This window comes from Acinetobacter sp. 826659, assembly GCF_000588515.1.
Taxonomy (GTDB): Bacteria; Pseudomonadota; Gammaproteobacteria; order Pseudomonadales; family Moraxellaceae; genus Acinetobacter; species Acinetobacter pittii.
The window spans coordinates 129,304-154,468 of the sequence record NZ_JFYD01000003.1; the positions used below are offsets into that span (position 1 = coordinate 129,304).

19 protein-coding genes are annotated in these 25,165 nt (G+C 39.5%); 1 reads left to right on the forward strand and 18 read right to left on the reverse strand.

What is annotated here, in order from left to right; translation table 11 throughout:
- Window positions 1-7: 7 nt before the first annotated feature.
- From J663_RS07615 to J663_RS07695, 17 genes are all read right to left on the reverse strand, one after another.
- Window positions 8-1,636: a PglL family O-oligosaccharyltransferase gene (locus J663_RS07615; protein ID WP_033848882.1), complete on the reverse strand. Its 1,629-nt coding sequence runs from the start codon at window positions 1,634-1,636 to the stop codon at window positions 8-10.
- A gap of 105 nt (window positions 1,637-1,741) precedes the next feature.
- Window positions 1,742-3,055: an O-antigen ligase family protein gene (locus J663_RS07620; protein WP_033848885.1), complete on the reverse strand. Its 1,314-nt coding sequence runs from the start codon at window positions 3,053-3,055 to the stop codon at window positions 1,742-1,744.
- A 57-nt stretch (window positions 3,056-3,112) separates the two neighbouring features.
- Window positions 3,113-3,562: a prepilin-type N-terminal cleavage/methylation domain-containing protein gene (locus tag J663_RS07625; RefSeq protein WP_033848887.1), complete on the reverse strand. Its 450-nt coding sequence runs from the start codon at window positions 3,560-3,562 to the stop codon at window positions 3,113-3,115.
- 348 nt (window positions 3,563-3,910) lie between these two features.
- Window positions 3,911-4,471, reverse strand: a complete 561-nt coding sequence (locus J663_RS07630; RefSeq protein ID WP_033848888.1) for a TPM domain-containing protein — start codon at window positions 4,469-4,471, stop codon at window positions 3,911-3,913.
- Window positions 4,465-5,547 (reverse strand): TPM domain-containing protein, encoded by a 1,083-nt coding sequence (locus tag J663_RS07635; RefSeq protein ID WP_033848889.1) that lies wholly within the window; start codon window positions 5,545-5,547, stop codon window positions 4,465-4,467. The genes J663_RS07630 and J663_RS07635 overlap by 7 nt, the downstream gene beginning before the upstream one ends.
- Window positions 5,548-5,571: 24 nt before the next feature.
- Window positions 5,572-6,162, reverse strand: a complete 591-nt coding sequence (locus J663_RS07640; RefSeq protein ID WP_002117090.1) for a LemA family protein — start codon at window positions 6,160-6,162, stop codon at window positions 5,572-5,574.
- Window positions 6,163-6,292: 130 nt separating this feature from the next.
- The gene (locus J663_RS07645) at window positions 6,293-7,180 is read right to left on the reverse strand and encodes a metal-dependent hydrolase (protein ID WP_032057255.1); all 888 of its coding nucleotides are present in this window, start codon (window positions 7,178-7,180) and stop codon (window positions 6,293-6,295) included.
- 173 nt (window positions 7,181-7,353) lie between these two features.
- A complete protein-coding gene (locus J663_RS07650; protein WP_002117101.1) occupies window positions 7,354-8,775 on the reverse strand; it encodes a glutamate synthase subunit beta in 1,422 nt (473 codons plus the stop codon).
- Between the two features lie 69 nt (window positions 8,776-8,844).
- Window positions 8,845-13,320 carry a glutamate synthase large subunit gene (gene gltB, locus J663_RS07655; protein WP_171073662.1) on the reverse strand — a complete coding sequence of 1,492 codons (4,476 nt, stop codon included), beginning with the start codon at window positions 13,318-13,320 and terminating at the stop codon, window positions 8,845-8,847.
- A gap of 461 nt (window positions 13,321-13,781) precedes the next feature.
- Entirely contained in the window at window positions 13,782-14,651 is an 870-nt protein-coding gene (locus tag J663_RS07660; protein ID WP_033848895.1) for a hypothetical protein, read from the reverse strand.
- A 16-nt stretch (window positions 14,652-14,667) separates the two neighbouring features.
- Window positions 14,668-15,750, reverse strand: a complete 1,083-nt coding sequence (gene aroB, locus J663_RS07665) for a 3-dehydroquinate synthase (protein ID WP_033848897.1) — start codon at window positions 15,748-15,750, stop codon at window positions 14,668-14,670.
- Window positions 15,751-15,778: 28 nt separating this feature from the next.
- The gene (gene aroK / locus J663_RS07670) at window positions 15,779-16,348 is read right to left on the reverse strand and encodes a shikimate kinase AroK (RefSeq protein WP_032004887.1); all 570 of its coding nucleotides are present in this window, start codon (window positions 16,346-16,348) and stop codon (window positions 15,779-15,781) included.
- 11 nt (window positions 16,349-16,359) lie between these two features.
- Window positions 16,360-18,525, reverse strand: a complete 2,166-nt coding sequence (gene pilQ, locus J663_RS07675) for a type IV pilus secretin PilQ family protein (RefSeq protein ID WP_033848900.1) — start codon at window positions 18,523-18,525, stop codon at window positions 16,360-16,362.
- Between the two features lie 62 nt (window positions 18,526-18,587).
- The gene (locus J663_RS07680; RefSeq protein WP_017481730.1) at window positions 18,588-19,115 is read right to left on the reverse strand and encodes a pilus assembly protein PilP; all 528 of its coding nucleotides are present in this window, start codon (window positions 19,113-19,115) and stop codon (window positions 18,588-18,590) included.
- Window positions 19,116-19,126: 11 nt separating this feature from the next.
- Window positions 19,127-19,906 carry a type 4a pilus biogenesis protein PilO gene (locus tag J663_RS07685; RefSeq protein WP_033848906.1) on the reverse strand — a complete coding sequence of 260 codons (780 nt, stop codon included), beginning with the start codon at window positions 19,904-19,906 and terminating at the stop codon, window positions 19,127-19,129.
- Window positions 19,903-20,544 (reverse strand): PilN domain-containing protein, encoded by a 642-nt coding sequence (locus J663_RS07690; RefSeq protein ID WP_033848908.1) that lies wholly within the window; start codon window positions 20,542-20,544, stop codon window positions 19,903-19,905. Before J663_RS07690 ends, J663_RS07685 begins: the two co-directional genes overlap by 4 nt.
- Window positions 20,544-21,602: a pilus assembly protein PilM gene (locus J663_RS07695; RefSeq protein WP_033848910.1), complete on the reverse strand. Its 1,059-nt coding sequence runs from the start codon at window positions 21,600-21,602 to the stop codon at window positions 20,544-20,546. The genes J663_RS07690 and J663_RS07695 overlap by 1 nt, the downstream gene beginning before the upstream one ends.
- A 161-nt stretch (window positions 21,603-21,763) precedes the next feature.
- Between J663_RS07695 and ponA the strand changes: the two genes are divergently transcribed.
- Window positions 21,764-24,325, forward strand: coding sequence for a penicillin-binding protein PBP1a (ponA, locus tag J663_RS07700; RefSeq protein ID WP_033848915.1), 2,562 nt, complete (start codon window positions 21,764-21,766; stop codon window positions 24,323-24,325).
- A 15-nt stretch (window positions 24,326-24,340) separates the two neighbouring features.
- Here ponA and J663_RS07705 read toward each other — a convergent pair whose 3' ends face one another.
- Window positions 24,341-25,165 carry a putative RNA methyltransferase gene (locus J663_RS07705; RefSeq protein ID WP_081404670.1) on the reverse strand — a complete coding sequence of 275 codons (825 nt, stop codon included), beginning with the start codon at window positions 25,163-25,165 and terminating at the stop codon, window positions 24,341-24,343.

Genomic DNA, 25,165 nt, shown 5'->3' on the forward strand with positions numbered 1-25,165 from the left:
TTTTTTATTACTTCTCTTTTAGTAATTCCGATAGCGTTATTTTCTGCTTATAAAGATGCTGCAAAATAAATATCTGCTGTTGTGCCTGCTCTACTTTTCCATTATAAGCCAATAATTTTGCGTATTTACGTAAGTTGTATGGAGTTGCTTTGTTCTTTACTAAATTTCCCCATTCCACTAAATCATTTTCAGATAAGGTAGTTCTAGGATTAAGTTCAATCCATTTTAAACGCTGCTCAAACTGTGTTAAAACAAAAACTTTATCACTTCCCATAAATTCAGCGTTTGGACGCTTATTATTAAAAAGTAAATTACTATTCAGAACATAGACATTGTAATCACGTAGAATTGCAATAATAAGCAGCAAGCCTACAACCCATGTTAAACGAAGAAGATGTTTACTGAGGACAATTCCTTTAAGCACAGGAGTCTCGGCTTGTACTATACCAAGCAGGAATCCACAGGTAAGCAAAAAATAAGCGTAGCGCTGTGGAAACTCAAACATAGCATGAATAAGTACCGCAGATATCATCATAATCGCTATAATTGAGATAGTATTTTTAGCCTGTTGATTTAGCCAAAGAAACCAAAAAACAAAGTAAGTAATGATTACAGCGCCTAATGGGACACCATTCCAGATGATGATATCCAGTAGCACATTATGAGCACTATTAAACCATATATGCACTGTCCCATATTGGATACTATCAACTACAGCAACGCTAGTTTGACTCCATCCATACCCTAACCATGGCTGCTGTGCTATAGCATGTAATATTTGTATCCACATCCCTATACGCTCATGCCCCGACCCCGCACGCGCGACAAACGAACTTGTTTCAGTAATTTCTGTATTTGTAGAGAATTCAATAAATTGAGTGATATAAGGTAAGATTAGCCCCGCAATGAGAAAAAAACCGACGCACCACAAAAAACCTTGAAAAACTCCAAATCTTTTTTGTTTCCCAAATTGTTTAACTATCCAATACATGAATAAAAATGGAAAAACGATCCATGATGTTCGTGACTGACTTAGAGCAATTGTGAACAAAATAATCAGTGCTGAAGGCAATAACAACCAAAGTGTTACTTTATTTTTTTCATATAAATATAAACATCCTAACAACCCAATAATTAAGAATGTTGCCATGTTGTTGGGTTGACCAAAATTTCCGTAAGGACGGTTACCAATCAGATGAAGTGTATAAATTAAATGTGATTCAATATTCAACCATTGAAAAATTGCTATAAAACTGGTTAATAGCGATGTAATAATTACTAATAAGCTAAAACCTGAAAAAATTTGATCTCTCTTTTTTTGATCTAAAGATAGGTTGTAGCCAGCCAAGACCATAAACCAAAAACCTAATAAGTAAAATGTACTTAATAAAGCCGTACTTAAATCAAAAACTAAACCAAAGCCCCACTGGACAAGAGGAATTAAAGTAAATGGAAGCAACAATATCTGTGCTCTAGGAATTTTAATATTTTGTTGAATTAGGGCAGCTAATACGCATAACCCAGCCCCGAAAGTGCTGACTTCACTTGAGAACATGACCCAGGGGCTGTAATGAAATGGAGACAACCATGCAAAACCCAACAGGATTGCAGCGAGAAATAGGAAGAATACTTGCATAGTGAGAGGTTAGAGACCAAAACTTGTGGGAATTATACATGGAAGCCTAAAAGAAAATGTATGAACTCTCTATGAAAAGATCTTGATAAGATTTACTTCAAAAAATTAAGGGATTTGTGAAGCTGGTATCAAGTGCTCAGCAGCACCATAAAACCAGAAATTTGGTACCATTCTTCCGTCATAGCTACCACAGCCCCAGCACATTATATCTTGTCCTAAATAAACGATCGTGATGTATATGAAGACAGCTCCCCATAAAGCAATTAATAGTTTCGCGAGTCTATAGGGATATTTCAAATATTCTTTAGACTGTTGCCGCTGAGAAAAAGCAAATGCTAAAAATAATATACAGACCATTTGTGAAGCAGGATAAACCATACTTCCTGAGAACATCGCATCAACTAAAATTGCAACCACGCCAGCTTTTGCAATAGGTAAAGTATTCTTATCTCGGAACAACTTAATAACTTGATATATCATCCAAACTAAAAAAATACATCCAACTATTCCCCATTCAAAAATTAGCCTTAAATATAGGTTATGTATGTGATGTCCATATTTATATTGAATTTTTGAGAGATAACCTCCGCCTACTCCAGACCAAGGTTTTTCTTTCCACTGCTCAAAAACGAAAGTCCACATTTCTGCACGCATTGATGTCCCTGCCCTTATTACGGACATAGTATTTTTATCAGCGAAATAAAGAGTAGTTTTATAAACTAAAAAAGCTAAAAAAATGTAAATACAGCTTTGCAAAATGAGCTTTCGATTTTCTAGAGAGTATATAAAGAAAAACAACAATCCTGTCGCTACAGCAAGTAAGGCGGATCTGGCTCCATCAAAAAACCATGCTAAAGCAAAAAAGAAACTAGCAAATGGATAAAAGTAATGAAAATAAGGGTAGTTTTTATTTTTTAAAAAAATTAGAAAAAAGAATATAGGTACGATAACACTGTCATAAATTCGGATCGTGCCAGAGTTAAATTGCCAGTCAAACCATTGTTTGTAGAAAATAAAATTAGTAATAGAAACAAAAATAAATAAACTAGGAATAAATGCTGAAAAAACGACTAATGCTAAGCTATGTTCTATATTTTTTACATTCTTTAAATCATATGCTAAAGCAGAAAATATAAATAGTAATGCTATCGCAGACCAAAGTTCTTGAAATTGAAAAATGCTATAAGTTGTTATCTGTATAGCAGTTAATACACCAATCAGAAAAAAGGTAATTTGTGTGAAATTTGAATATTCTATTTGTTTTGTAAAAACTAAAATTAATAAAGCACATAGTGCCAATGGAAACTGTAATAAACGAAGTTCGTCATATTGGATAACTGACCAACCAATTTGATAACCCAATAAAGCTGCGACAAGATAAATCACTATTAGAATAAATAGAATAGTTTTTTTTAACATATTTATTTTCTTCAATAAAAAAGAGAGGTCAGAACCTCTCTTTTTAAGGATCTAAAATTAAGAACCAGAGAAAGATTGTGGTAAATATTCGACCAATGTAGAAGTTGTCGTTGTTACTGTAGACTTTTTCAACACACCATTTTCACTTACAGCCATACCTATAACGCCATTTTTCAATTTAGCTGATACATTTGATGCATTGAATGTGTATTTAATACCACATCCATTACTACCAGATGTTGTATCAGCTAAAATTTCTGCTTTACCATATTTACCCGTAACTGAATCAGATGCTGCCGCTGTTGCTGCGCCATTAGCAAAACATGTTCCAGCTTGCAAATTAGTAGCAATTGTTGTTTTTAAACCATCTGCTAATGTAAATGCTTCAGAAGCTTGTGATTTAGCAATATAGCTTTGGTATGCAGGAATCGCAATTGCAGCCAAAATACCAATAATGGCAACTACGATCATGAGTTCAATTAATGTAAAACCTTTTTGTGCATTCATAGCCTTTTCCCCAAAGATTGTATGTATGTTTTTATATAAGCTTTTTCAGCTATCAACTATATTGCAGCATCCATGCCAACTTTTATTTTAATTAAAAAACAAACACTTATATTATAATCAACTATTCTTAAACATTAAATCGGTGTAAGTAATTGACAAAAAATGTCATATAATTTTTTATGAAAACACTTCACGCATTAAAAAAAATAAATTACACAATTCAAAGTTTATGTTTATTTATGTGAACAAAATCTCTTTAAAAATAAATAATTAGGTGACATTTTTTGTCAGTCACTTTTAAAAGTAAAATTATAAAAATTAGCTAATATAAGAATATTACAAAGCGAGCTAATTAAGAATAATCGGAGCATTCCCTAATTCATTGGATTGATCAGGCATGTTTTCGTCATAAAACCGTGACATCACCTCTCCAATTTGTTGTACTCCAATCACTACAGCTTGTTGATATTGTTGTTGTTTAAGCTTCTGTACTATTGCTTCACAAATCTGTTGCCAGACTTGATCATTCGTCGCAATACGAATACCACGGTCAAATATAATTTCTACTGTTCTTTCACATAAATTTAGGTATAACAATACGCCGCTATTTAATGCGGTATCCCAAACGCCTAGTTCTGCAAATAACTGCTGTGCTCTTAAACGAGTATTCTGTCTGTAGGCTTGTGACACTGGAATATGACCTTCAATTACAACCTGTATTTCCCCAATATGCCCATGTTCTGCTTGCTGTACAGCATCTGCGATAGCTTGCTTATCTTGTTTTGAAAAATAACGACTACTAGCAGGTAAATAGCATAGATGTTTAAACCAACGTTTTAGACTTGGCTCTACAGATTCTTCAATTTTTGGTTGAGTAATAATTTGTGTTGTTTCTGATGTTGTTACCATGAGCCTGAAGCACCTCCACCGCCAAAACGACCTCCGCCACCACCATAGCCTCCGCCACCTCCGCCGAAGCCTCCTCCACGTCCACCGCCACCAGAACCACTTAAAATGGCCTGTAAAATAAGTTGGGCAATTGATGTAATAAGTAAAAAGAAAATACCAAAACCAAGTAGTAAGCTAGTGACTAGCCCCGCCCCATTTACAAATCCTGCTACCGCAGCAGCAACTCCTGCTGTAGATGCACTAAGCGGACGACCAACAATAAACGAACCCACAATTCCAGCAACAAGAATAAATAAAGCCATTGTCAGTGTCGTCTGCTTGGCTTGTTGCTCTTCCGCAGCTTGATGCTGACGTTCTTTTAAATCTTGGGCAGCTTGCTGTGCTACTTCTGGGTCAAGATTTAAAATTCTTCCGATTTCATCGATACCTGCACTCAAACCTTGTGCATATTGGGCTTGTTTAAAATAAGGTGTAATTTGGTTTCGAATGATCCGACTTGCCACAATATCTGGCAACACACCTTCTAGGCCATAACCGGTGAGTATTTGTATACGGCGGTCATTTACAGCGACTGCAATGAGTAATCCATTATCACGTTTAGATGATCCCAATTGCCATTTTTCACCAACACGTAATGCATAATCAAAGATATCTTCTTGGCCAGTGGTAGGAACAATCACAATACCAATCTGCGCTTTGCCTTGTTGGTATAAACTTAGAATTTTTTGATCAAGTTGCTGCTTCTCAGCCTCGCTTAAGATATTGGCTTGATCAATCACAGGCTGGGTTAACGTTGGCAAACCACGAATTGATTCGCCATCAGCCATATCATTCGCAACTTGGACTTGAGGAGCAGGACTTGAAGCAACTTGCCCCTCTATTTTAGTTGCAGCAACTTGAGTTTGTTGCTTTTGAATAATTTTGCCAGCAACTATTGCGTCTCCCTCATCGGTAGCAGTTGCAATATTACTTTCACTCCATGCCGTATTCTGAAAAAGAACACCACAACAGAGCAAAATTAAGGTCGAGATAAAGACCTTAATTTGCTTTGATTGAAGCAATAGAGTATTTCTCATACGGCACTCCTTTGATTTATAAAATTAATCAAAAGAAACTTTTGGAGCCTGTTGTGCAGATGCTTCTGCAGAGAAATTGGCTTTTGGATGCATACCAATTACTTTTGCTGTTACTGCCTGCGGGAACTGACGCACATATGAGTTATAGTCTTGTACTGTTGTAATATAACGATTACGCGCAACAGCAATACGGTTTTCAGTACCTTCAAGCTGAACTTGTAGTTCTTGGAATTGAGTATTGGCTTTCAAATCTGGGTAATTTTCCGAAACAGCAATGAGTCGAGATAACGCCCCTGTTAATTGACTTTGAGCCTGTTGATATTTTTCAAGTAAAGCTGGGTCTTCTAAAACTTCTTTATCAACTTTTAAACCTGCAACATTAGAACGAGCCTGTGTTACTTCGGTTAATACTTGCTCTTCATGCTTAGCATAGCCTTTAACGACGTTTACAAGATTTGGTACCAAATCTGATCGACGTTGATATTGGTTCTGTACTTCAGACCACGCTGCTGTTACAGCCTCATCTTTTACTTGTAGAGTGTTATAGCCACATCCCGAAAACAGTAAGGTACTGGCAAGTGTTGTTGCGATCGCAAATTGTTTCAACGTTTTCATCGTCACATTATCCTCAAGTTTTTCTTTATATTTTTAACCTCTTTACCTGATTGTATGATGAATTAGGCATTATTGTGTTGCTTTTATTTTATTGATTTTAAAAAACCGGACTTTTAAATCCGGTTATCTATTAGCTCAATCGCTGATCTTTTTCTTGCTCAAAACTTGCCATTTGATATTCTTCTGCTAAAGAACTTTTCCAATAATTACCCATCCTGCCATAATCTTTTTGACTCGGATGAAAGTCTTTTTTGTAATATGCGAAGTATTCAGGCATTAACTGAACAAGCATCTTCATCAGCAAATATAATCCAAATAAATTACCCCCAATTTTAGGTAAGCTATTCCATTTATCTTGCCAAAATAAACGAGTTGTCCCATAAAAAGCGAGACTCGCAAATCCTGTAGTGACGCTGCGCATGAGTAAACGACGGATACGATCATCACCATATACATGTTGATAGACATCAAATGCGACTGAACGGTGTTCAATTTCTTCAATCGCATGCCACACCCAAAGTTTTAGCGCATCTTCATCTAGGGTTTTTAATAACTCTGGATGTTGTAAGACATACCCCCCAAGTAAAGCAGTGAAATGTTCAAATGCACAGGTCAACGCCAATTGCAGCTTAGGTGGGATTGTTCTTAAATATTTATCGCGCTCATTTAGCCAATTTTGAAAACTGTCCAGATTATAATCATCACGTCGCCAAGCTTCATTAAATTCACCATGTGCTTTGGAATGCATGGCCTCTTGTCCAATAAACGCCGCAATTTGTGCTTGTAGCTGAGGATCTGAGACTTTATCACGCACATTACGTACGCTATTTACAAAAAATTGCTCACCCACCGGAAACGTTGATGAGAGTGCAGTTAAAAAATGCGACATGAGGGGTGAGTTTGCAAAATAGTGGCGCTTGATTGCCTTTGGATTAAACTCAAGACGACGCACTGTAATACCCAACGCTTTTCGACGATTTAAATATGATTTTTCTGCCGTCATACCTGCGATGTTCATATTCAACACCTACTGTATTGAAGAAGGAAGTTTCGAGTATGTCGCGAGCTTAAAAAGCTAAAAAGGGCAAAAAAGCTTATTATATTTGCCAAAAACATCAAAGTGACTAATGGTAGACAATAAAAAAGCCTACTTGAAGTAGGCTTTTTTCAGTTATTTAACAAATTAATTTATTAAACACCCAGGTAGTCTAAAATCCCTTCAGCAGCTTGACGACCTTCCCAAATCGCAGTCACAACAAGGTCTGAGCCACGCACCATATCACCGCCAGCAAAGATTTTCGGGTTTGATGTCTGGAATTTGAATTCTTGCTTTTCAGCTGCGACAACACGGCCTGAACCATCAAGATTGATATTCACATTACCAAACCAGTCTGCTGGGCTTGGGCGGAAACCGAAAGCAAGTAAAACTGCATCAGCTGGTAATACTTCTTCAGAACCCGGAATTGGCTCAGGGCTACGACGGCCACGACTATCTGGTTCCCCCATTTGTGTCGTTACCACTTTTACGCCTGTCACTTTGCCATTTTCACCAACAATTTCGACTGGTTGACGATTGAATAGGAATTTCACACCCTCTTCGTAGGCATTTTTTACTTCACGCGCAGAGCCTGGCATGTTGCTTTCATCACGACGGTATGCACAAGTTACATCGTGAGCACCTTGGCGTAAAGAAGTACGGTTACAGTCCATAGCGGTATCACCACCACCAAGAACAATAACTTTTTTACCATCTAGGCTAATGTATTCACTTGGATCTTTTTCCCAACCTTGACAACGATTCACGTTAGAGATTAAGAAATCAAGTGCATCATAAACACCATCAAGATCTTCACCCGGGAAACCACCTTTCATGTAGGTATAAGTTCCCATACCCATGAATACTGCATCATATTCTGCAAGTAATTCATCAATCGTGATGTCTTTACCAATTTCAGTATTCAAACGGAATTCGATGCCCATGCCCGTGAAAATTTCACGGCGGCGTTTCATGACATCTTTTTCCATTTTAAATTCTGGAATACCGAATGTAAGTAAGCCACCAATTTCAGGACGCTTATCGAATACAACTGGTTTAACGCCACCGCGAGCTAGAATATCCGCACAGCCTAAACCAGCAGGACCAGCACCAATAATTGCAACTTTTTTGTCAGTCCATTTTACGCCTGACATATCTGGACGCCAGCCTAAAGCAAAAGCTGTGTCATTGATATATTTCTCAGCATTACCAATGGTTACTGCACCAAAACCATCGTTTAAGGTACAAGCACCTTCACACAAACGGTCTTGTGGGCATACGCGACCACATACCTCAGGCAATGTGTTGGTTTGGTGACAAAGCTCAGCAGCTTGGAAAATTTGGCCTTCAGCGATCAGTTTTAACCAGTTTGGAATGTAGTTATGTACAGGACATTTCCATTCGCAATATGGGTTACCACAGCCTAAACAACGGTGTGTCTGATTAGTGACAGTTTCCGATGTAAAAGGCTTATAAATTTCCACAAATTCTGCTTTGCGGACAGTAATATCTTTTTTCTCTGGATCTTGACGTGGTACATCCAGAAATTGAAAGTCATTATTTAGGCGTTCTGCCATGTCTCTCTCCGTGGGTAGGCGCGGATTTCCTTGTTGCCCGCACCTGCCTATGTCTTTGCAGTCGTGGAATTATTGTGGGTCAGCTTGTGTTGTTTTCAAAAGCGTTTGCAAATTAGCAGCTTTTGGTTTCACAAGCCAGAATTTACGGCTGTAGAAATCGAACTCATTGCGGATTTTATAAGCCCAAGCACTACCAGTTTCTTTGATATGCTCATCGATAATACGCAACAAGAACTCTTTATGATCTTCCATAGATTCTGTTGAGATACGATTTAAATCAATCAATTCGTGGTTGTAGTAATCTACGAAGTCATTATCGAGGTCAAGTACATAAGCAAAACCACCAGTCATGCCCGCACCAAAGTTATGGCCTACTTTACCAAGTACAGTCACAACACCACCTGTCATATATTCACAGCAGTGATCACCCGCACCTTCGATTACAGCAAATGCGCCAGAGTTACGAACTGCAAAACGCTCACCCGCTGTACCTGCTGCAAAAAGCTTACCGCCAGTTGCACCATACAAACAGGTATTACCAATATTTGCTTTTTTTTGTGTTGGGAAAGGCGACCCTGGTGGGGGAAAAATCAAAATCCCCCCCCCCGCCATACCTTTACCTACATAGTCGTTTGCATCACCTTCAAGACGGATGTGTAAACCACCAGCATTCCAAACACCAAGAGACTGACCAGCTGTACCAGTTAAGTTCATTACAACTGGATGAGCTTCCATACCCAAGTTGCCGTAGCGACGAGCAATTTCACCCGAAACACGAGCACCGATTGAGCGGTCACAGTTCACGACGTTGAAGTTGAACTGACCACCAGCGCTTGACTCAATTGCAGGAAGCATTTCAGCGACCATTCTCTCAGCCAATACACCTTTATCAAATGGTGCATTACCTTCTACTTGACAGTATTGTGCTTTACCTTCAGCAGAAGGATGAGAAGTTAACAGAGCACTTAAATCAAGGTGAGCATGTTTTTCAGTCTTGCCCGGTAATACTTCAAGCAAATCAACACGACCAATCAAGTCTTTCAATGAAGAAACACCTAGTGCAGCCAACCATTCACGAGTTTCTTCCGCAATAAAGTGGAAGAAGTTGATGAGCATTTCTGGCTCGCCAATATAGTGCTCTTGACGTAAATGATCTTGTTGAGTTGCAACACCGGTTGCACAGTTATTTAAGTGACAAATACGGAGGTATTTACAACCTAGAGCGATCATTGGTGTTGAACCAAAGCCGAAACTTTCAGCGCCTAAAATTGCTGCCTTGATCACATCAAGACCAGTTTTTAAACCACCATCAGTTTGTACACGTACTTTTCCACGTAAGTCGTTTACACGAAGTGCTTGATGCGCCTCGCTAAGACCTAATTCCCATGGAGAACCTGCATGGTGAATTGAAGAAAGTGGAGATGCCGCCGTACCACCGTCATAACCAGAAATGGTAATGAAGTCCGCATATGCTTTAGCAACACCTGCTGCAATTGTTCCTACACCCGGCTCAGATACCAATTTCACAGATACCATTGCTTTCGGGTTAACTTGCTTCAAGTCAAAAATTAACTGAGACAAATCTTCAATTGAGTAAATGTCGTGGTGTGGAGGAGGTGAAATTAGCGTTACACCCGGTACTGAGTAACGTAAACGTGCGATTAAGCCATTTACTTTACCACCCGGTAACTGACCGCCCTCACCTGGTTTTGCACCCTGAGCAACTTTAATTTGCAATACTTCAGCAGAAGTTAGGTATGCAGGAGTTACACCAAAACGACCAGATGCGATCTGTTTGATTTTCGAGTTACGAATTGTGCCGTAACGAACAGGATCTTCACCGCCTTCACCAGAGTTTGAACGACCACCAATCGTGTTCATCGCGATTGCAATTGCTTCATGTGCTTCTGGAGAAAGAGCGCCTAAAGACATACCGGCCGAGTCAAAACGAGGCAAGATATCTTCAACTGATTCAACTGATTCAACTGGAATTGAGTTCGTTGTTTTTAACTTAAATAAGTCACGAATAGTCGCTACTGGGCGGTTATTCACCAGCTCAGCATATTCTTTAAAGTCTTCGTATTTACCAGAGCGAACGGCTTTGTGTAATGCGTTAATCACATCTGGGTTGAACGCATGGTACTCTTTATCAAATACGAATTTGAGCAAACCACCCTGATCAATTGGCTTACGATTTGACCAAGCTGTCGCTGCTAATTTTTTCTGGTCTTTTTCAAGATCAGCAAATGTTGCACCCTGAATACGACTTGGAACACCTAAGAAACATTGATCTACCACTTCTGATGATAAACCTACTGCTTCAAATAGCTGACCGCCACGATAAGAAGCAACTGTAGAGATACCCATTTTTGAAAGAACTTTTAATAAGCCTTTCTCAATACCTTTACGGAAGTTTGCTTGAGCATGAATTGGGTCACCTAAAAGCTCACCTTTCGCAATCAAGTCATTGATCACGTCATATGCAAGGTATGGGTAAACAGCGGTTGCACCGAAACCTAGTAATACCGCAAATTGGTGCGGATCACGTGCAAAACCAGTTTCAACCATGATGTTTGCATCAGTACGCAGGCCAGTTTTGATGAGGTAATGATGTACCGCACCTGTTGCAAGTGCTGCGTTTGCTGGCAGTAAACCTTGACGGATATTTTTGTCTGTTAAAACAATTAAAGTTTTGCCATCACGAACTGCTTGCGCCGCTTCTTCACAGATACGCGTGATCGCAGCTTGCAAGCCTTCTTCTTCAGCATAGTTTAAATTGATATCAACTGCTTCATAACCCGGACGCTCGATGCTACGGATTTGCTGCATTTTTGAATTTGACAATACAGGGCTAGAGATGATGATACGGTCAGCATGCTCAGGGCCTTGCTCAAATACATTCTGCTCACGACCTAAACAGGTTTCAAGCGACATTACAATTGACTCACGTAGCGGGTCAATTGGCGGGTTCGTAACTTGAGCGAACTGTTGACGGAAGTAATCTGTTACGTGGCGTACTTGACGAGACAATACAGCCATTGGCGTATCATCACCCATAGAACCAACAGCTTCTTGTCCGCTTTCAGCAATTGGACGTAACAACTGGTCGCGCTCTTCAAATGTCACCATAAACATTTTTTGAGCCGCTTTTAAAGCGTCGCCAGTTAAGCCTTTATCGACTAATTGTTCTTCAAGTTCTGGGTTTGCATTTAAACGAATCGCATGATCACGTAACCACTCACGGTACGGACGCATGTTTTTCAAATGTGTACTAACATCTTTAGTATCAAGTACTTTGCCTGTTAAGGTATCAACTACCAAAATTTGGCCAGGACCTACACGACCTTTAGAAACTACATCTTCAGGCTCATAACCCCAAACACCGATTTCAGATGCCAAGGTAATGTAATCATTTTTGGTAATTACCCAACGCGCAGGACGCAAACCGTTACGGTCAAGCATACAGATTGCATGACGGCCATCTTGAATAACGAGACCTGCTGGGCCATCCCAAGCTTCCATATGTTTAGAGTTGAACTCATAGAATGCGCGTAAGTCTGCATCTAAAGTTTCTACGTTTTGCCAAGCTGGTGGTACGAGCATACGTAAGGCACGGAATAAATCCATACCACCACCTACTAAGATCTCAAGCATGTTATCTAAGCTTGAAGAGTCCGAACCCGTACGGTTAACGATTGGGTTAAGCTCAGTAAGACCCGGTAATAATGGGTTTTCAAATTTAGGAGTACGCGCCAGCGCCCAGTTACGGTTTGCTGTAATTGTGTTGATTTCACCATTATGAGCAAGGTAACGGAACGGCTGAGCCAACGGCCAACGCGGCAATGTATTAGTGGAGAAGCGTTGGTGGAATACCACGATATGTGATTTTAAACGCTCATCAGCTAAGTCTGTATAGAACTCAGCAATTGCAGCCGGCATCATCAAGCCTTTATAGCTGATTACTGTCGAACAAAGCGTAGTCACATAGAATGACGGATCATTTTGTAATTGTTGTTCTGCACGACGACGTGCCAAGAATAATTTACGGTTAAATTCGACTTCAGTCACGCCCATTGGACAGTTCACAATGACCTGTTCAAAAGCCGGTAAAGATTGAAGCGCAATTTCACCTAGTGCATCGTTATTTGTAGGGACAACACGCCAAGCCAGTACACGTAGGCCATCTGACTCGATTTCTTTCGTTAAAATATTTTTAGAATGTTGCGCTAATGCCGGATCAGTATTTAAAAATACAGTACCCACAGCAAAAATTTCACTCAGTGTAATATCACTCAGTTTTTTTGCTTCATCACGGAAAAATTGCTTTGGCATCGCCAATAATAAGCCGCAACCATCTCCCGTCTTGCCATCTGCGGCAATACCACCACGGTGCGTCATGCAACTTAAACTGTGAATCGCGGTTTCAACTAGATGATGACTTGATTCACCCTTCATATGGGCAATCAGTCCAAAACCACAGTTATCCTTAAACTCATCAGGTTGATATAAACCTTGAGCGGGAGCTACAGTATTAGGCGATGGCATGTGCATAGCGTACCCTTCTTTCAATAAGGCTCTTTCGAGCGTCAAACAAACAACTTCTTTTTGCGATAGTGCCTACGGACGACAGTTAGCTCAATGTTTCACAAAAAAAATTTTTGGGCTGATAAGCCAATATACGCTGTTCCATTTTTACGTACACTGGTTTTTGCTAGAAAAATGTTTTGACTTATTTCGCACTCTTTTAAAGCAGTTCGACCCCTCGACCCTGCATAGAATTTACTCTTTCAAGCGCTAAAATAGTTTACAGCACATTAATAAGCACAAGAATAAAGCAAAAACTATGCCAATGTTATTTTTTGCAATTAAGTATTTATAATTATTGAAAATAGATCGATTTTATTCGCGTTATCATTTTAATAAATGACTAATTATGCACCACATGTGATCAAAAAATATATATGTTTATTATTATTGCACCATATTTGTGCGATACATCCTTATAATTAATTCCCTCTTGTGCCCTCATTTGTTGCATTTTTTACTGAAGGTTCTGTTGTACGATTCTGTTGAGCCTTTTTAGCCACATCAACTGCCGAATTAGACTGATGTACATCCACAACATTCCCCTCAGCATCTCGACGAATAATGGTTGTACGAGTTGTAGAGTTTGTGGCTGGAGCCACCACTTTAGGTTGTGTAGCCACACCGCCCCCTATGAGCAAGGACTCATCAATTTTAGGTAGAGCAGCTGGACGTAACCGCACTTCATAAGTTTGGCTAATACCACCTTTCATTTCATCCGCACCTAAATCATTGACTAATGGCGCATAGGTCGAAAATTGTTGCGGTTGGGGTTTAATTGATTCAGGTAAATCAAGATTAAGTTGGGTTAACTGCTGAATTGCATCTTCAGAACGTTTAAATACACCATATGTCAAAACATATTGTTCAGATTGTTTATCTCCGCTTAAACGGAAGTAGATAAATTTATTCCGTTCTGGACGATTTTTTAAAAAGTTTTTAATAATATCTTCATCAGACGCACGGAAAAGCTCAAGCGTCCATTGTTTCTTGTTTTCATTAATAAATTTTGTACCGCGGAACTCTGCCTCATGCTGACCAGAAGCAACCGTACGGGTTGTTAAATCAAGAGGTCTAACCTCATCAGCTAAAGCCCCTAAATTAGCCGTTGTTGCTACCTTCTCTGGCTGAATTTGCACTGGGGCATCCGAATCAGCTGATTTTTCAACTTCAACCAGCTTTTTACTATCGGTCATTATCCAAAAAATAAAAGTGAGCAACAAGCAGACGATACCACCCACCAACCAGATATATTGTTGAACATTCTGCCAAAGTGTACGTGATACAGTCATGTGTTACCTTAATTTTTTATCCGTGTTGATTTGCCAAAATAGCTTGTTTCATGAGTTCAACATCAAAGTCTTTAGTAATTACTGCTTGCCCAAGTTGCTTTAACAGCACTAAACGTAATTGACCATTGAGAACTTTTTTATCATGCGCCATATATCCAAGGAATTCATCCAATGGAATTTTTGGACATGATATCGGCAAATTAGCGCGTTGAATAATTTTTTTTGTACGCTCTACATCATCGCTTGAAATCCAACCTAAGCGTTGTGATAAATCAGCAGCCATTACCATACCTGTTGCTACTGCTTCACCATGCAACCAAGTGCCATAGCCAAGGTAAGATTCAATCGCATGACCGAAAGTATGCCCTAAGTTGAGTAAAGCTCGTTCGCCTTGCTCTTTTTCATCGTTAGCAACAATTCGCGCTTTATGGGCACATGAACGATAGACAGCTTCTGCTAAAAGTTCAGCATCTCGCCCAATTAACCTATCCATATTCTGCTCTAACCAAACAAGAAAATCAGCGTCACCCAACAAGGCATATTTAATGACTTCTGATAATCCGGCAGATAACTCTCGATCTGGTAAAGTATCGAGTTGAGCCATATCAGCCAAAACAACTTGAGGTTGCTGAAATGCACCCAACATGTTCTTACCAAGAGGATGATTAATCCCCGTTTTACCACCCACACTTGAGTCTACTTGTGAAAGGAGTGTAGTCGGAACCTGAATAAAATAAACCCCACGTTGGAAACATGCTGACGCAAAACCAGCCATATCTCCGATAACACCACCACCCAAAGCTAAAACCGTACAATCACGATTAAAACCAGCTTCAAGTAAAGCATCAAAAATTAAATTTAGATGTTGAATATCTTTATATTTCTCACCATCTGGCAAAATACAAGTCGCTACAGTTTTACCCAAACTTTTTAAAGCTTCTTGATAATGAGATAAATATAAAGGAGCGACCGTTTCATTACTCACGATCATGACCTGTTGACCATGAATATAAGGCTCAAGCAACTGCTTAGGATCAAGTTGACTGCCAATAAAAATAGGATAACGGCGTTCGCCTAATTCAACATGTAAAGTTTGCATGAGTTTATAAAACCACAAGTAAGTTTGGCTATTTTAGCGGGTTGGACAAAATAAGTTGCAAAATCTTTTGAGCAAGATCACGAGCAGCACCCTGATTGGTTTCAATCGTGTAATGCGCAACTTCACGATATAGAGGATCACGTATTTTTAACAAATCACGTAATTTTTGTTCAGGGTTTTCAACTTGTAATAGAGGTCTATTTTTATCGCGGTAAGTTCGTTGTAATTGTAGTTCTACAGGAGTGTAAAGATAAACAACAATACCACGTTGCTTTAGAAATTCGCGGTTGGGTGCTTGAGTAATTGCACCTCCACCTGTCGCCAACACTAAGGCTCTACGGGAAGTCAACTCATTTAACACTACTGTTTCACGAGTACGAAATCCAAACTCCCCTTCTTTCTCAAAAATCCAGGGAATAGTGGCACCTGTTTTGCGTTCAATTTCATGATCACTATCTAAAAATTCACGCCCTAATAGTTCGGCTAAATGACGTCCAACGGTTGTTTTTCCTGCCCCCATGGGCCCTACCAAATAAATATTTGGCAGGGTTTCAAACGCTTTGCTTGGCAAGGCGCCACCTATTTCAATTGCTTTCATTAAAAAATATATTAATGATTTCTCACCAAAGTGTCATTAACAATTCGTGGCGTAACGAAAATCAGTAACTCTTGCTTATCATCAGATTTCTGATCTTTCCTAAATAGGCGTCCAATTCCCGGTAAATCCCCAAAGAAAGGAACTTTGGTTTGAGAGTTAAGGGTTGTCTGCTCAAACACCCCTCCTAAAATGACTGTCTCACCATTATTCACCAACACATTTGTCTTGATATTATTTTTATTTAGGATCAATTCACCATTAGGAGCCGCACCCGAAACCGAATCCTTTGAAATATCCAATTTCATTTGAATTTTGCCATCAGGCGTAATGCTCGGGGTAACATCTAGGCTTAATAGTGCATCTTTAAAAGAGGTACTTGCTGTAGCACCAGCAGCAGAATTAGTTGTAGTTTGATATGGGACCTGTTGACCTGTTGCAACTTTTGCAGGCTGTTTATCTGCAGTCATTACTTTAGGGGTAGAAATAACCTCACCATAGCCATCAGCTTGTAATGCAGAAAGTTCAAGATCAAGCATAAAATCAGACATACTAATCAAGCCAAAGGCAATACTCCCAGCCGGATTGGTTACACCTAAATCGACATTTAAGTTATCTGGACGTTCAATCGTGTATTTATAACCACCCGTAGTCTCATCCTTTTTGGGCTCTCGTAAATTCCACAAGGTCGTTTCACTACCACCAACTAACAAATTATTATTGTTAGTAATCCCTTGCGATAATATACCCCATTTAACACCGAGCTCTTTGGTAAAAGAAGTAGATGCTCTTACAATTCGCGCCTCAACCATAACCTGTTTAACTTGTACATCCAACAGATCAATCATTTTACGAATTTGATCAATCGACTGAGCCGTATCATTAATAATTAAGGTATTGGTACGATCATCTTGAGTAATTGTTCCACGGGGACTCAATAAACTTCCTACATTATTACCTAAACTATCAACACCAGTATTTAAATTAGTAGATGTAGAATTTCCACCATCAGATGTGCGCTGCATACCATTGCTATTATTTGAGCCTTGAGTAATTAAACTCATAATATCCTGAGCTTGCGCATATTTAAGTTGAATATACTCAGTTTGTAATGGGGCTAATTTCACGCTCTGTGCAACAGCTTTTGCTTCTTCTTCTTCAGCCTTGATCAGTTCCGCAACTGGAGCAATCCAAATTACATTTCCATTTCTGCGTTTATCTAAATTTTTAGTTTTTAAAATAATATCAAGTGCTTGGTCCCATGGTACATCTTTTAAACGCAAAGTGATATTACCTTGCACACTATCAGCCGCGACCATATTAATGCCAGTAAAATCAGCAAGTAACTGTAAAACGCGACGAACTTCAATATCTTGAAAATCGAGAGAAAGCTTATTACCAGAGTAATTAGGCGTCTTATATAAAGAGGTTACATTTTTGTCCTGCGGACGCTTGAGGCTAATGGTTAATTTATTTTCTGCCTGATAAGCCATATATTCATAGCTACCAGTAGATTGAATCGTAATAACGCCATTGCCTTTTTCATTATAAGATTCAATGGTCGAAACAGGCGTCGCAAAATCATTTACATTTAAGCGTTTAGCTAGATGTGTAGGAATTTTAGAGCCTAACGTTCTTACTACAACTTTGCTACCTTGTTGTTGCACATCAACAGGGGTATTACCTCCCAACAGGTCAATAACGATAAGGCCTTCCCCTTGACTACCGCGTTGGAAGCCGATGTTTGAAACACCTTGGGTTTGCATTGCACTTGCTGATACAGGTTTAGCTACAACTTGCGCAGAATTAATCTTTAAAATAAAAGTGTTGCCTTCAATACGAGTTGTAAAAGCACCTGCCTCTTTCAAATTTACAGTTAAACGTGAACGCTGATCATCGGAGCTTACATCGACCGAACTCGCTTCATTCGTTCCAATCGCTACTTTTGACTGTATTAAATTCTGCTGCGCTTTATTAAAATCTAAAATCAAACGTGAAGGATTCTCAAGCTGATAGGCCTGTGGTTGCGGTGGAAAGCCATTAAATATCACTCGAATTTCTGTTCCCTGACCCGCTATTTGCGTCGGTACAATATTAGTCATGCTGACCTGTGCAGACGCAACCTGCATAATTGCAATCGCCACAGCTCCCATAGAAAACTGACGGAATACGTGATTCATTGTCTAACCATCCCCAATAAATAATCTTTAAAAATAATTTTTTCTTTGTTATTCCCTAAATTTTAGGGTGCGGGTCCAATTAACACTAAGGTTCTTGGTCTCTCCACATAGCCTTCTCGCCCATCAGGGACAATCTCCACCAAATCAATCTGAGTAGGACCAATATGGGTAATTCGACCTTGATTCATCCCGATATAGTTCCCTACCTGCACTCGCTCAATTTGTTGATCAGGTGTTTGGATCAGAGCCATGACTTGCCCGCGGCTGTTACGCATACTTCCTTTCATATTTAAGGACTCTAATGCATAGCTTTCGAGTGGCTGTGGTGCTCGTGAGAAATTCGGATATACTCGTTTCCCCGCCATAATTTTGAGCTCAGCAGCAAGTGAGCTTGGTAAAAATGGGCTCTTTAACTGATGGGCTGCATAATTAAATTGTGGCACAGGCGTAAAAACAGGCGCTGGTTCTATAGCTTGTGGTGGCTGATTACGTATATCGGCCATTTGCTGATTTACGGCGTCGATTCTAGAGTCGCATCCAACCAAAACCAAGCCTATCCCCAGAGAAAGTAAAATTTTCTTTAGTTTCATTAGTTATCCTCCTACTTTCGCTTTGACTTCTTTATAGAAGGAATATGTACATTACGGCTATCGGAGGCGTTTATCTGACTTTCACCATTTATTACTTGAGGATCACTATTATTTTGGTTTTCAACCGCACCCATATAGCGATAAGTTTTTGCTTTAATAGAATAATTAAGCACAGGAATATCTGATTTACCATCCTTAACAGGAGCAGCTTCAACAATAAAATCATGCATCGTCACAATACGTGGTAATGCTGCAATACTGCTAACAAAAGCACCGAAAGCGTGATAATCACCAGTTGCTTCGATAGTAATAGGCTGTTCAATAAAAATTTCCTGCTTCACTTCATCTTCTAAGCGAATATTTTTAAACTTCAGACCAGAATTCACGCCCGTTAAGTTAATATCTTCAACTAAACTTGGAATTTCGGTTTCTTTTGGCAATTGTTCTAACTGCTGATTGAAGTTGGCTTGCATCTCTTGAAGTTGAAGCTGGTATTGCTGCAAGTTGCGTAATTTTGAGTCTTTTTCACGAAACTCATTTAATAAATTACTTTCTTGTGCTTGAGCATTATCAATTGCTTGTAGCTTTGGTTGAATAGCAACAAAATACCCTAAAGCCAGTACAGCAAAGAAAATAAAAATCCAACACGTAATTTTCACAGATAATGGCCAGCTGCCATAACTGTTCATGTCGAGCGTGTTAAATTGCTGAAGAAATTTTTCTAAGGTGATCTTTTTTTTCTTAGATGGAGCTTGTTCTAAAGACAGCTCATGAAGTTCATCAGGACTCATTTTGCCACCCCCTTATCCGTACCTAAAGGCGTATTGGCGGTATCATCTGTTGTGGTCACCCCCATTTCCCCTACATCAACAGTAACAACAAAACTGCCATAGCTATCTTCAACTCTAGGAAGCAAAGAACTTACAGCTTTATCTTTTTTCTCTTCGGTCGCCAAGAAAGAGCTCATAAAAGCGTTGCGATACCATGGTGATGCTTCGAGATTACGTAATAACTCTGCAACTGTATTTGGACTTTCCGCTTTACCTTCAATCGTAAATTTATCTCCGGTTCGGCTGAATTTAGTCAAATACATGGCTGCAGGGGTCACACGTACTAATTCATCCACCAAACGTACAACGACCGGACGCTGGCTTTGCAAACCTTGAATGAGCTTCATACGCTCAATAATTGCATCCCGCTGTTCTTGCAAGCCATTTAAGGTTTTAAGTTGTTGATCTAGATTCTGGTTTGTACTGATGATGAGCTGATTTGCTTGTTCTTGATCATTTAATTTTTGATTCAAATAAAACCACCCTGCAAATACAGTGGTTATCCCCAAAACAACGACCCCAAAACATAAAATAATAAATTGTTTTTTACGCTGCTCCCTAAGCCCATCACGCCAAGGGAGTAAATTAATTGTTGCCATTAATCAAAACTCCTTAAAGCCAAGCCACATGCCACCATTAATGAAGAAGCATCATTTTCAATTTTTTGAACTTCGACTTGAGGAGAGAAACCCATTTGTAAAAATGGATTGGCAATAGTGACTCGGTAACCGAGTTTCTGCTGCAACAATTTAGCAAGCCCTGGAATGTTGGCATTGCCACCCGCTAGCAAAATATGGTCAATTTCATTGAATTGGGATGAAGAGAAGAAAAATTGTAGAGATCTAGCAGCTTGCTGAACTACAGCATCTAAAAATGGTTCTAAGATTTCGATGTCATAATCATCTGGCAAAGAACGTTCTTTTTTAGCGCGTCCCGCTTCTTCTAATGACAAACCGTAACGGCTTTGAATTTCCAAAGTAAGCTGTTTACCGCCAAAGACTTGTTCACGGGTATAAATGATTTTGCCATTTTGCATAACCGATAATGTGGTCATGGTATGGCCAATATCTAAAATACCAATGGTATTTGCACCCATGGGTAAGCTATCAGCAAACACACTAAAAGCACGCTCGACAGCATAACTTTCAACATCAGCAAGCTTAGGCGTTAAATCAACCAGTTCCAGTACTTCTACGCGTGTTTCAACATTTTCTGTTCGTGTTGCGACTAAAAGTACATTCACACGATTTGGATTCGGCAGTCGATCTGGTAAAACCTCAAAATCAAGGCTCACCTCATCTAAAGGGAACGGTATATATTGCTCCGCATCTAATCGAATCTGAACTTCACGTTCATCATCGTTCATATCTGCATCCATTTCGATAGTTTTATGAATAACCGTCGATGTTGGAACAGCAATTGCAGCGTTAGTGGTGTGGGGATTTGCTAAATTCATCGCCCGTTCCAAAGCTTCTGCAACTGCTTCTGGATTCAAAATATTTTTTTCAACTACACTGTTCTCAGGTAAAGGCGTTAAAGCATAGCTTTCTACCCAATATTTACCGTTCTTAACAGAGAGCTCTAACAACTTAACAGAAGTCGAACTAATATCGACGCCCATTAACCCCTTATTCGGTTTACGATATAACCTGAGCACACTATTGTCCTATTATTTTTTTATCCCCAAAAAAAATTACAAACCAATAATCTCGGTCTTTATTTTTACACGGATACAATATCTCATCTAACAATCCGCATGTCTAAAGGCTATACTGACCACAATTAGTTTGTATTCGATCTTATTAAAGCTTACTTATCATGAAAAAGCTATCCAGTTTGGGCTTCGTGCGTCCAATTTTTTTGATCATTATTATTATCTTAGTCTCACTTCCGATGGGCTTTTATGGCATGTATCTCTATATTGCCCCATCGCTTCCAGAAATGAGTTCACTAAAAAAAGCTCCCCTTTTAAAACCATTACAGGTCTACACTTCAGACAATCAACTGATTGCCGAGTACGGTGGTAAGCTTTCTATTCCGGTTGAATACAAACAAATTCCTCCTGCTTTTATTCATGCATTTTTAGCAGCAGAAGACTCTTCTTTCTTTGAACATAGCGGGATCAGTTTTAAGGGTTTAGGACGTGCTTTGAGCGAAAGTGTGACGGGTTCAGATGTGCAAACTGGTGGTTCAACAATCACTATGCAAGTTGCAAAGAACTATTATTTGAGTCCAGAAAGAACCCTAAAACGTAAAATAACCGAAATCTTTTTGGCTCGAAAAATTGAGCAAAATTTATCTAAAGAAGAAATTCTCAGCCTCTATGTGAATAAAATCTTCTTAGGGAAAAATGCGTATGGTATCGCGGCAGCAGCCAAAATTTATTACAACAAAAGCATTAATGAGCTCAGCATTGCTCAAATGGCGATGATCGCTGGTTTGCCCAAAGCACCATCTAAATATAACCCTGTAGTTAATCCAGAACGCGCTCTCGAACGACGCAACTGGATTTTAGGCCGTATGTTACAGCTGGGTTATATTTCTCAAGCAGAATATCAAAAAGGTGTAGCAGAACCGATTAACCTAAACATGCCCAATCGGGATTTAAATAATATTCATCCCTATGCTGGTGAAATGGTTCGTTCAGAACTTGTAAAGCATTTTGGTGAACAAGCCATTGATTCTGGCTATAAAGTCTACACAACAATTAATGCTAAACGCCAAGCTATTGCAGAAAAAGCTGTGCAAGATGGCCTTGAAGCTTATGACCGTCGTCATGGCTGGCGTGGGGCAGAAGCACATGACAAACCATTAAGTGAATTTAGAGCATATGCCAACACTTATCCTGCACAAGTTACTAAGGTAAATAGCAGCTCTTTTGAAGCATTAATGCAAGATGGCTCAACTGTTACTGTTCAGTGGTCAGGCATGTCATGGGCACGCCCCTATCGCAATGCAAATAGCATAGGTGGCGCTCCTTCACGTGCATCTCAAATTGTTAAAGTTAAAGATATTGTTCGTTTACGCCCAAATGACAATAAAACAGCTTGGTCTTTAGTTCAGGTTCCAAAAGTTCAAGGTCAACTCATTGCAATTAACCCGAATGATGGTTCAATTGAAGCAATTGTAGGTGGCTACAACTTCTACCAATCAAAATTTAACCGTGCCTTACAAGGCTGGCGTCAACCGGGTTCTACAATCAAGCCATTCCTCTATGCTTTAGCATTAGAAAGAGGTATGACCCCGTATAGCATGGTGAATGATAGCCCAATTACGATTGGCAAATGGACACCGCGAAACTCTGATGGGCGTTACTTAGGTATGATCCCATTACGTCGTGCTTTATATTTGTCTCGTAATACCGTATCAGTAAGACTTTTACAAACAGTAGGGATTGAACGTACTCGCCAATTATTTATGGATTTTGGTTTACAAGAAGATCAAATTCCACGTAACTACACCATTGCTTTAGGTACTCCTCAAGTATTACCAATTCAAATGGCAACTGGTTATGCAACGTTTGCAAACGGCGGTTACCGTGTTCAACCACATTTCATTCAACGTATTGAAGATGCTTACGGCAAAGTCATTTATGAAGCCAAACCAGAATACGCATGTATTCCATGTATTAATGCACCTGACACAACGGATGATGAGCAAAAACCTAAAACAACTGATGATGAAGTCATTGAGGTTACGAATAAAGATATAGAACAGAAAGAAAACGCAGCTAAGCAGCTTAATCTTAAACAGACTGACAAAAACAACAGTCAATATCGCCAAGCTCAACGTATTTTAAAATCAAGCTCTGCTTATGATATGGCGAACATCTTACGTGATGTAATCGAGCATGGTACAGGTCGTGCTGCACTTAAAATTGGCCGTAGTGATTTAGGTGGTAAAACAGGTACGACAAATGATGCAAAAGACGCATGGTTTGCAGGCTTCAACGGCAAGTTAGTGACTGTAGCATGGGTTGGATTTGACCAACCGACTACGCTTGGCCGTCGTGAATATGGTGGTATTGCTGCATTACCGATCTGGATTAACTTTATGGGTCAAGCATTGCAAGGTACGCCAGCAGCTTGGGTCCGTTTAGATAAAGATGCTAAAGGTCCTATTTCACGTGACCAACAAGAAACCGTGACAGAAGTAGCCGATAAGAAAACTTATCGTGCGGCTCCACCACTAGCACGTCCGCTCTATCGCCCAGCACCGCCACAACCAAAACTAAGCAATGACAATGACTTTTCCGATTTACCAGGTGAAGAAATTGTTATTCCGTCAAAAGCTGCGCCTCCTGCCATGAGACCCCCACAGGAGTCCGCTCCTAAGCGTGAAAAAGATGAACTAGAAAATCTCATTAATCAGATTGAATAATAGAAAAAGCCATCGTTAGATGGCTTTTTTATTGCGTTTCTGAAAAACATAAATTTGAAAAGACGCCGTTACTTCTAATTGCGATTGTTGCTCTAACTGCAAGCGACGCTCGGGAGAAGCCTTATAGGCATAAGGCGTCATAGCAATCAGATTTTTTAAGGCCTGTTGATCAAGCCCAAAAGGCGCATCAATAATTTGCTCTTGCTTTAACTCAAACAAATTTTGTAGTTGCTCTACAAACTTTTCTGGTGTGTGAGGATTAACTTGCTCAAATAAAGCCTCACGCATGGCATACAAATGTTCAGAAGCAGGTGTAACAACAATTAAATAGCCATCATCTTTTAAAACACGCGCAATTTCTGTTTGTGGAATGGGGCTAAATAAACTGGTGCAGGCATCCATACTATGGTCTAGCACTGGTAAAGTCGCCCCTGTTCCCACCACCCAAGTTACTTCAGTGTTGAGCTTTGCTGCGCGCTGTACCGCATTTTTTGCAATATCAACACCAACACACTGCTCAACGACTTGCTGCATGGCACTTGTATAGTAGCCTTCACCACAACCAATATCGAGTATCGCTTTTACATTGAGTTGCTTTAATAAATCGACTACAGCCTGCTGTAATGGCTGATAATAACCACTTTGCAAAAAAGCTCGTCGCGCATCTACTGACTCGGGTGTATCCCCTGGGTTTTTACTATGTTTATGTTGCACCACATGTAAATTGACATAGCCTTGTTTAGCTACATCATAACTATGTCCTTGCTCACATCGCCAAGTTCGTTCAGTTAAATTCAGGGACTGACGACACACAGGACACATTAAAACTTGCTTAGCCAC

What these genes read in the sequence shown, in the direction of transcription:
- J663_RS07615 (WP_033848882.1), bottom strand. Translation starts at nt 1,636, where the DNA reads ATGCAAGTATTCTTCCTATTTCTCGCTGCAATCCTGTTGGGTTTTGCA.
- J663_RS07620 (WP_033848885.1), bottom strand. Translation starts at nt 3,055, where the DNA reads ATGTTAAAAAAAACTATTCTATTTATTCTAATAGTGATTTATCTTGTC.
- J663_RS07625 (WP_033848887.1), bottom strand. Translation starts at nt 3,562, where the DNA reads ATGAATGCACAAAAAGGTTTTACATTAATTGAACTCATGATCGTAGTT.
- J663_RS07630 (WP_033848888.1), bottom strand. Translation starts at nt 4,471, where the DNA reads ATGGTAACAACATCAGAAACAACACAAATTATTACTCAACCAAAAATT.
- J663_RS07635 (WP_033848889.1), bottom strand. Translation starts at nt 5,547, where the DNA reads ATGAGAAATACTCTATTGCTTCAATCAAAGCAAATTAAGGTCTTTATC.
- J663_RS07640 (WP_002117090.1), bottom strand. Translation starts at nt 6,162, where the DNA reads ATGAAAACGTTGAAACAATTTGCGATCGCAACAACACTTGCCAGTACC.
- J663_RS07645 (WP_032057255.1), bottom strand. Translation starts at nt 7,180, where the DNA reads ATGAACATCGCAGGTATGACGGCAGAAAAATCATATTTAAATCGTCGA.
- J663_RS07650 (WP_002117101.1), bottom strand. Translation starts at nt 8,775, where the DNA reads ATGGCAGAACGCCTAAATAATGACTTTCAATTTCTGGATGTACCACGT.
- gltB (WP_171073662.1), bottom strand. Translation starts at nt 13,320, where the DNA reads ATGCCATCGCCTAATACTGTAGCTCCCGCTCAAGGTTTATATCAACCT.
- J663_RS07660 (WP_033848895.1), bottom strand. Translation starts at nt 14,651, where the DNA reads ATGACTGTATCACGTACACTTTGGCAGAATGTTCAACAATATATCTGG.
- aroB (WP_033848897.1), bottom strand. Translation starts at nt 15,750, where the DNA reads ATGCAAACTTTACATGTTGAATTAGGCGAACGCCGTTATCCTATTTTT.
- aroK (WP_032004887.1), bottom strand. Translation starts at nt 16,348, where the DNA reads ATGAAAGCAATTGAAATAGGTGGCGCCTTGCCAAGCAAAGCGTTTGAA.
- pilQ (WP_033848900.1), bottom strand. Translation starts at nt 18,525, where the DNA reads ATGAATCACGTATTCCGTCAGTTTTCTATGGGAGCTGTGGCGATTGCA.
- J663_RS07680 (WP_017481730.1), bottom strand. Translation starts at nt 19,115, where the DNA reads ATGAAACTAAAGAAAATTTTACTTTCTCTGGGGATAGGCTTGGTTTTG.
- J663_RS07685 (WP_033848906.1), bottom strand. Translation starts at nt 19,906, where the DNA reads ATGAGTCCTGATGAACTTCATGAGCTGTCTTTAGAACAAGCTCCATCT.
- J663_RS07690 (WP_033848908.1), bottom strand. Translation starts at nt 20,544, where the DNA reads ATGGCAACAATTAATTTACTCCCTTGGCGTGATGGGCTTAGGGAGCAG.
- ponA (WP_033848915.1), top strand. Translation starts at nt 21,764, where the DNA reads ATGAAAAAGCTATCCAGTTTGGGCTTCGTGCGTCCAATTTTTTTGATC.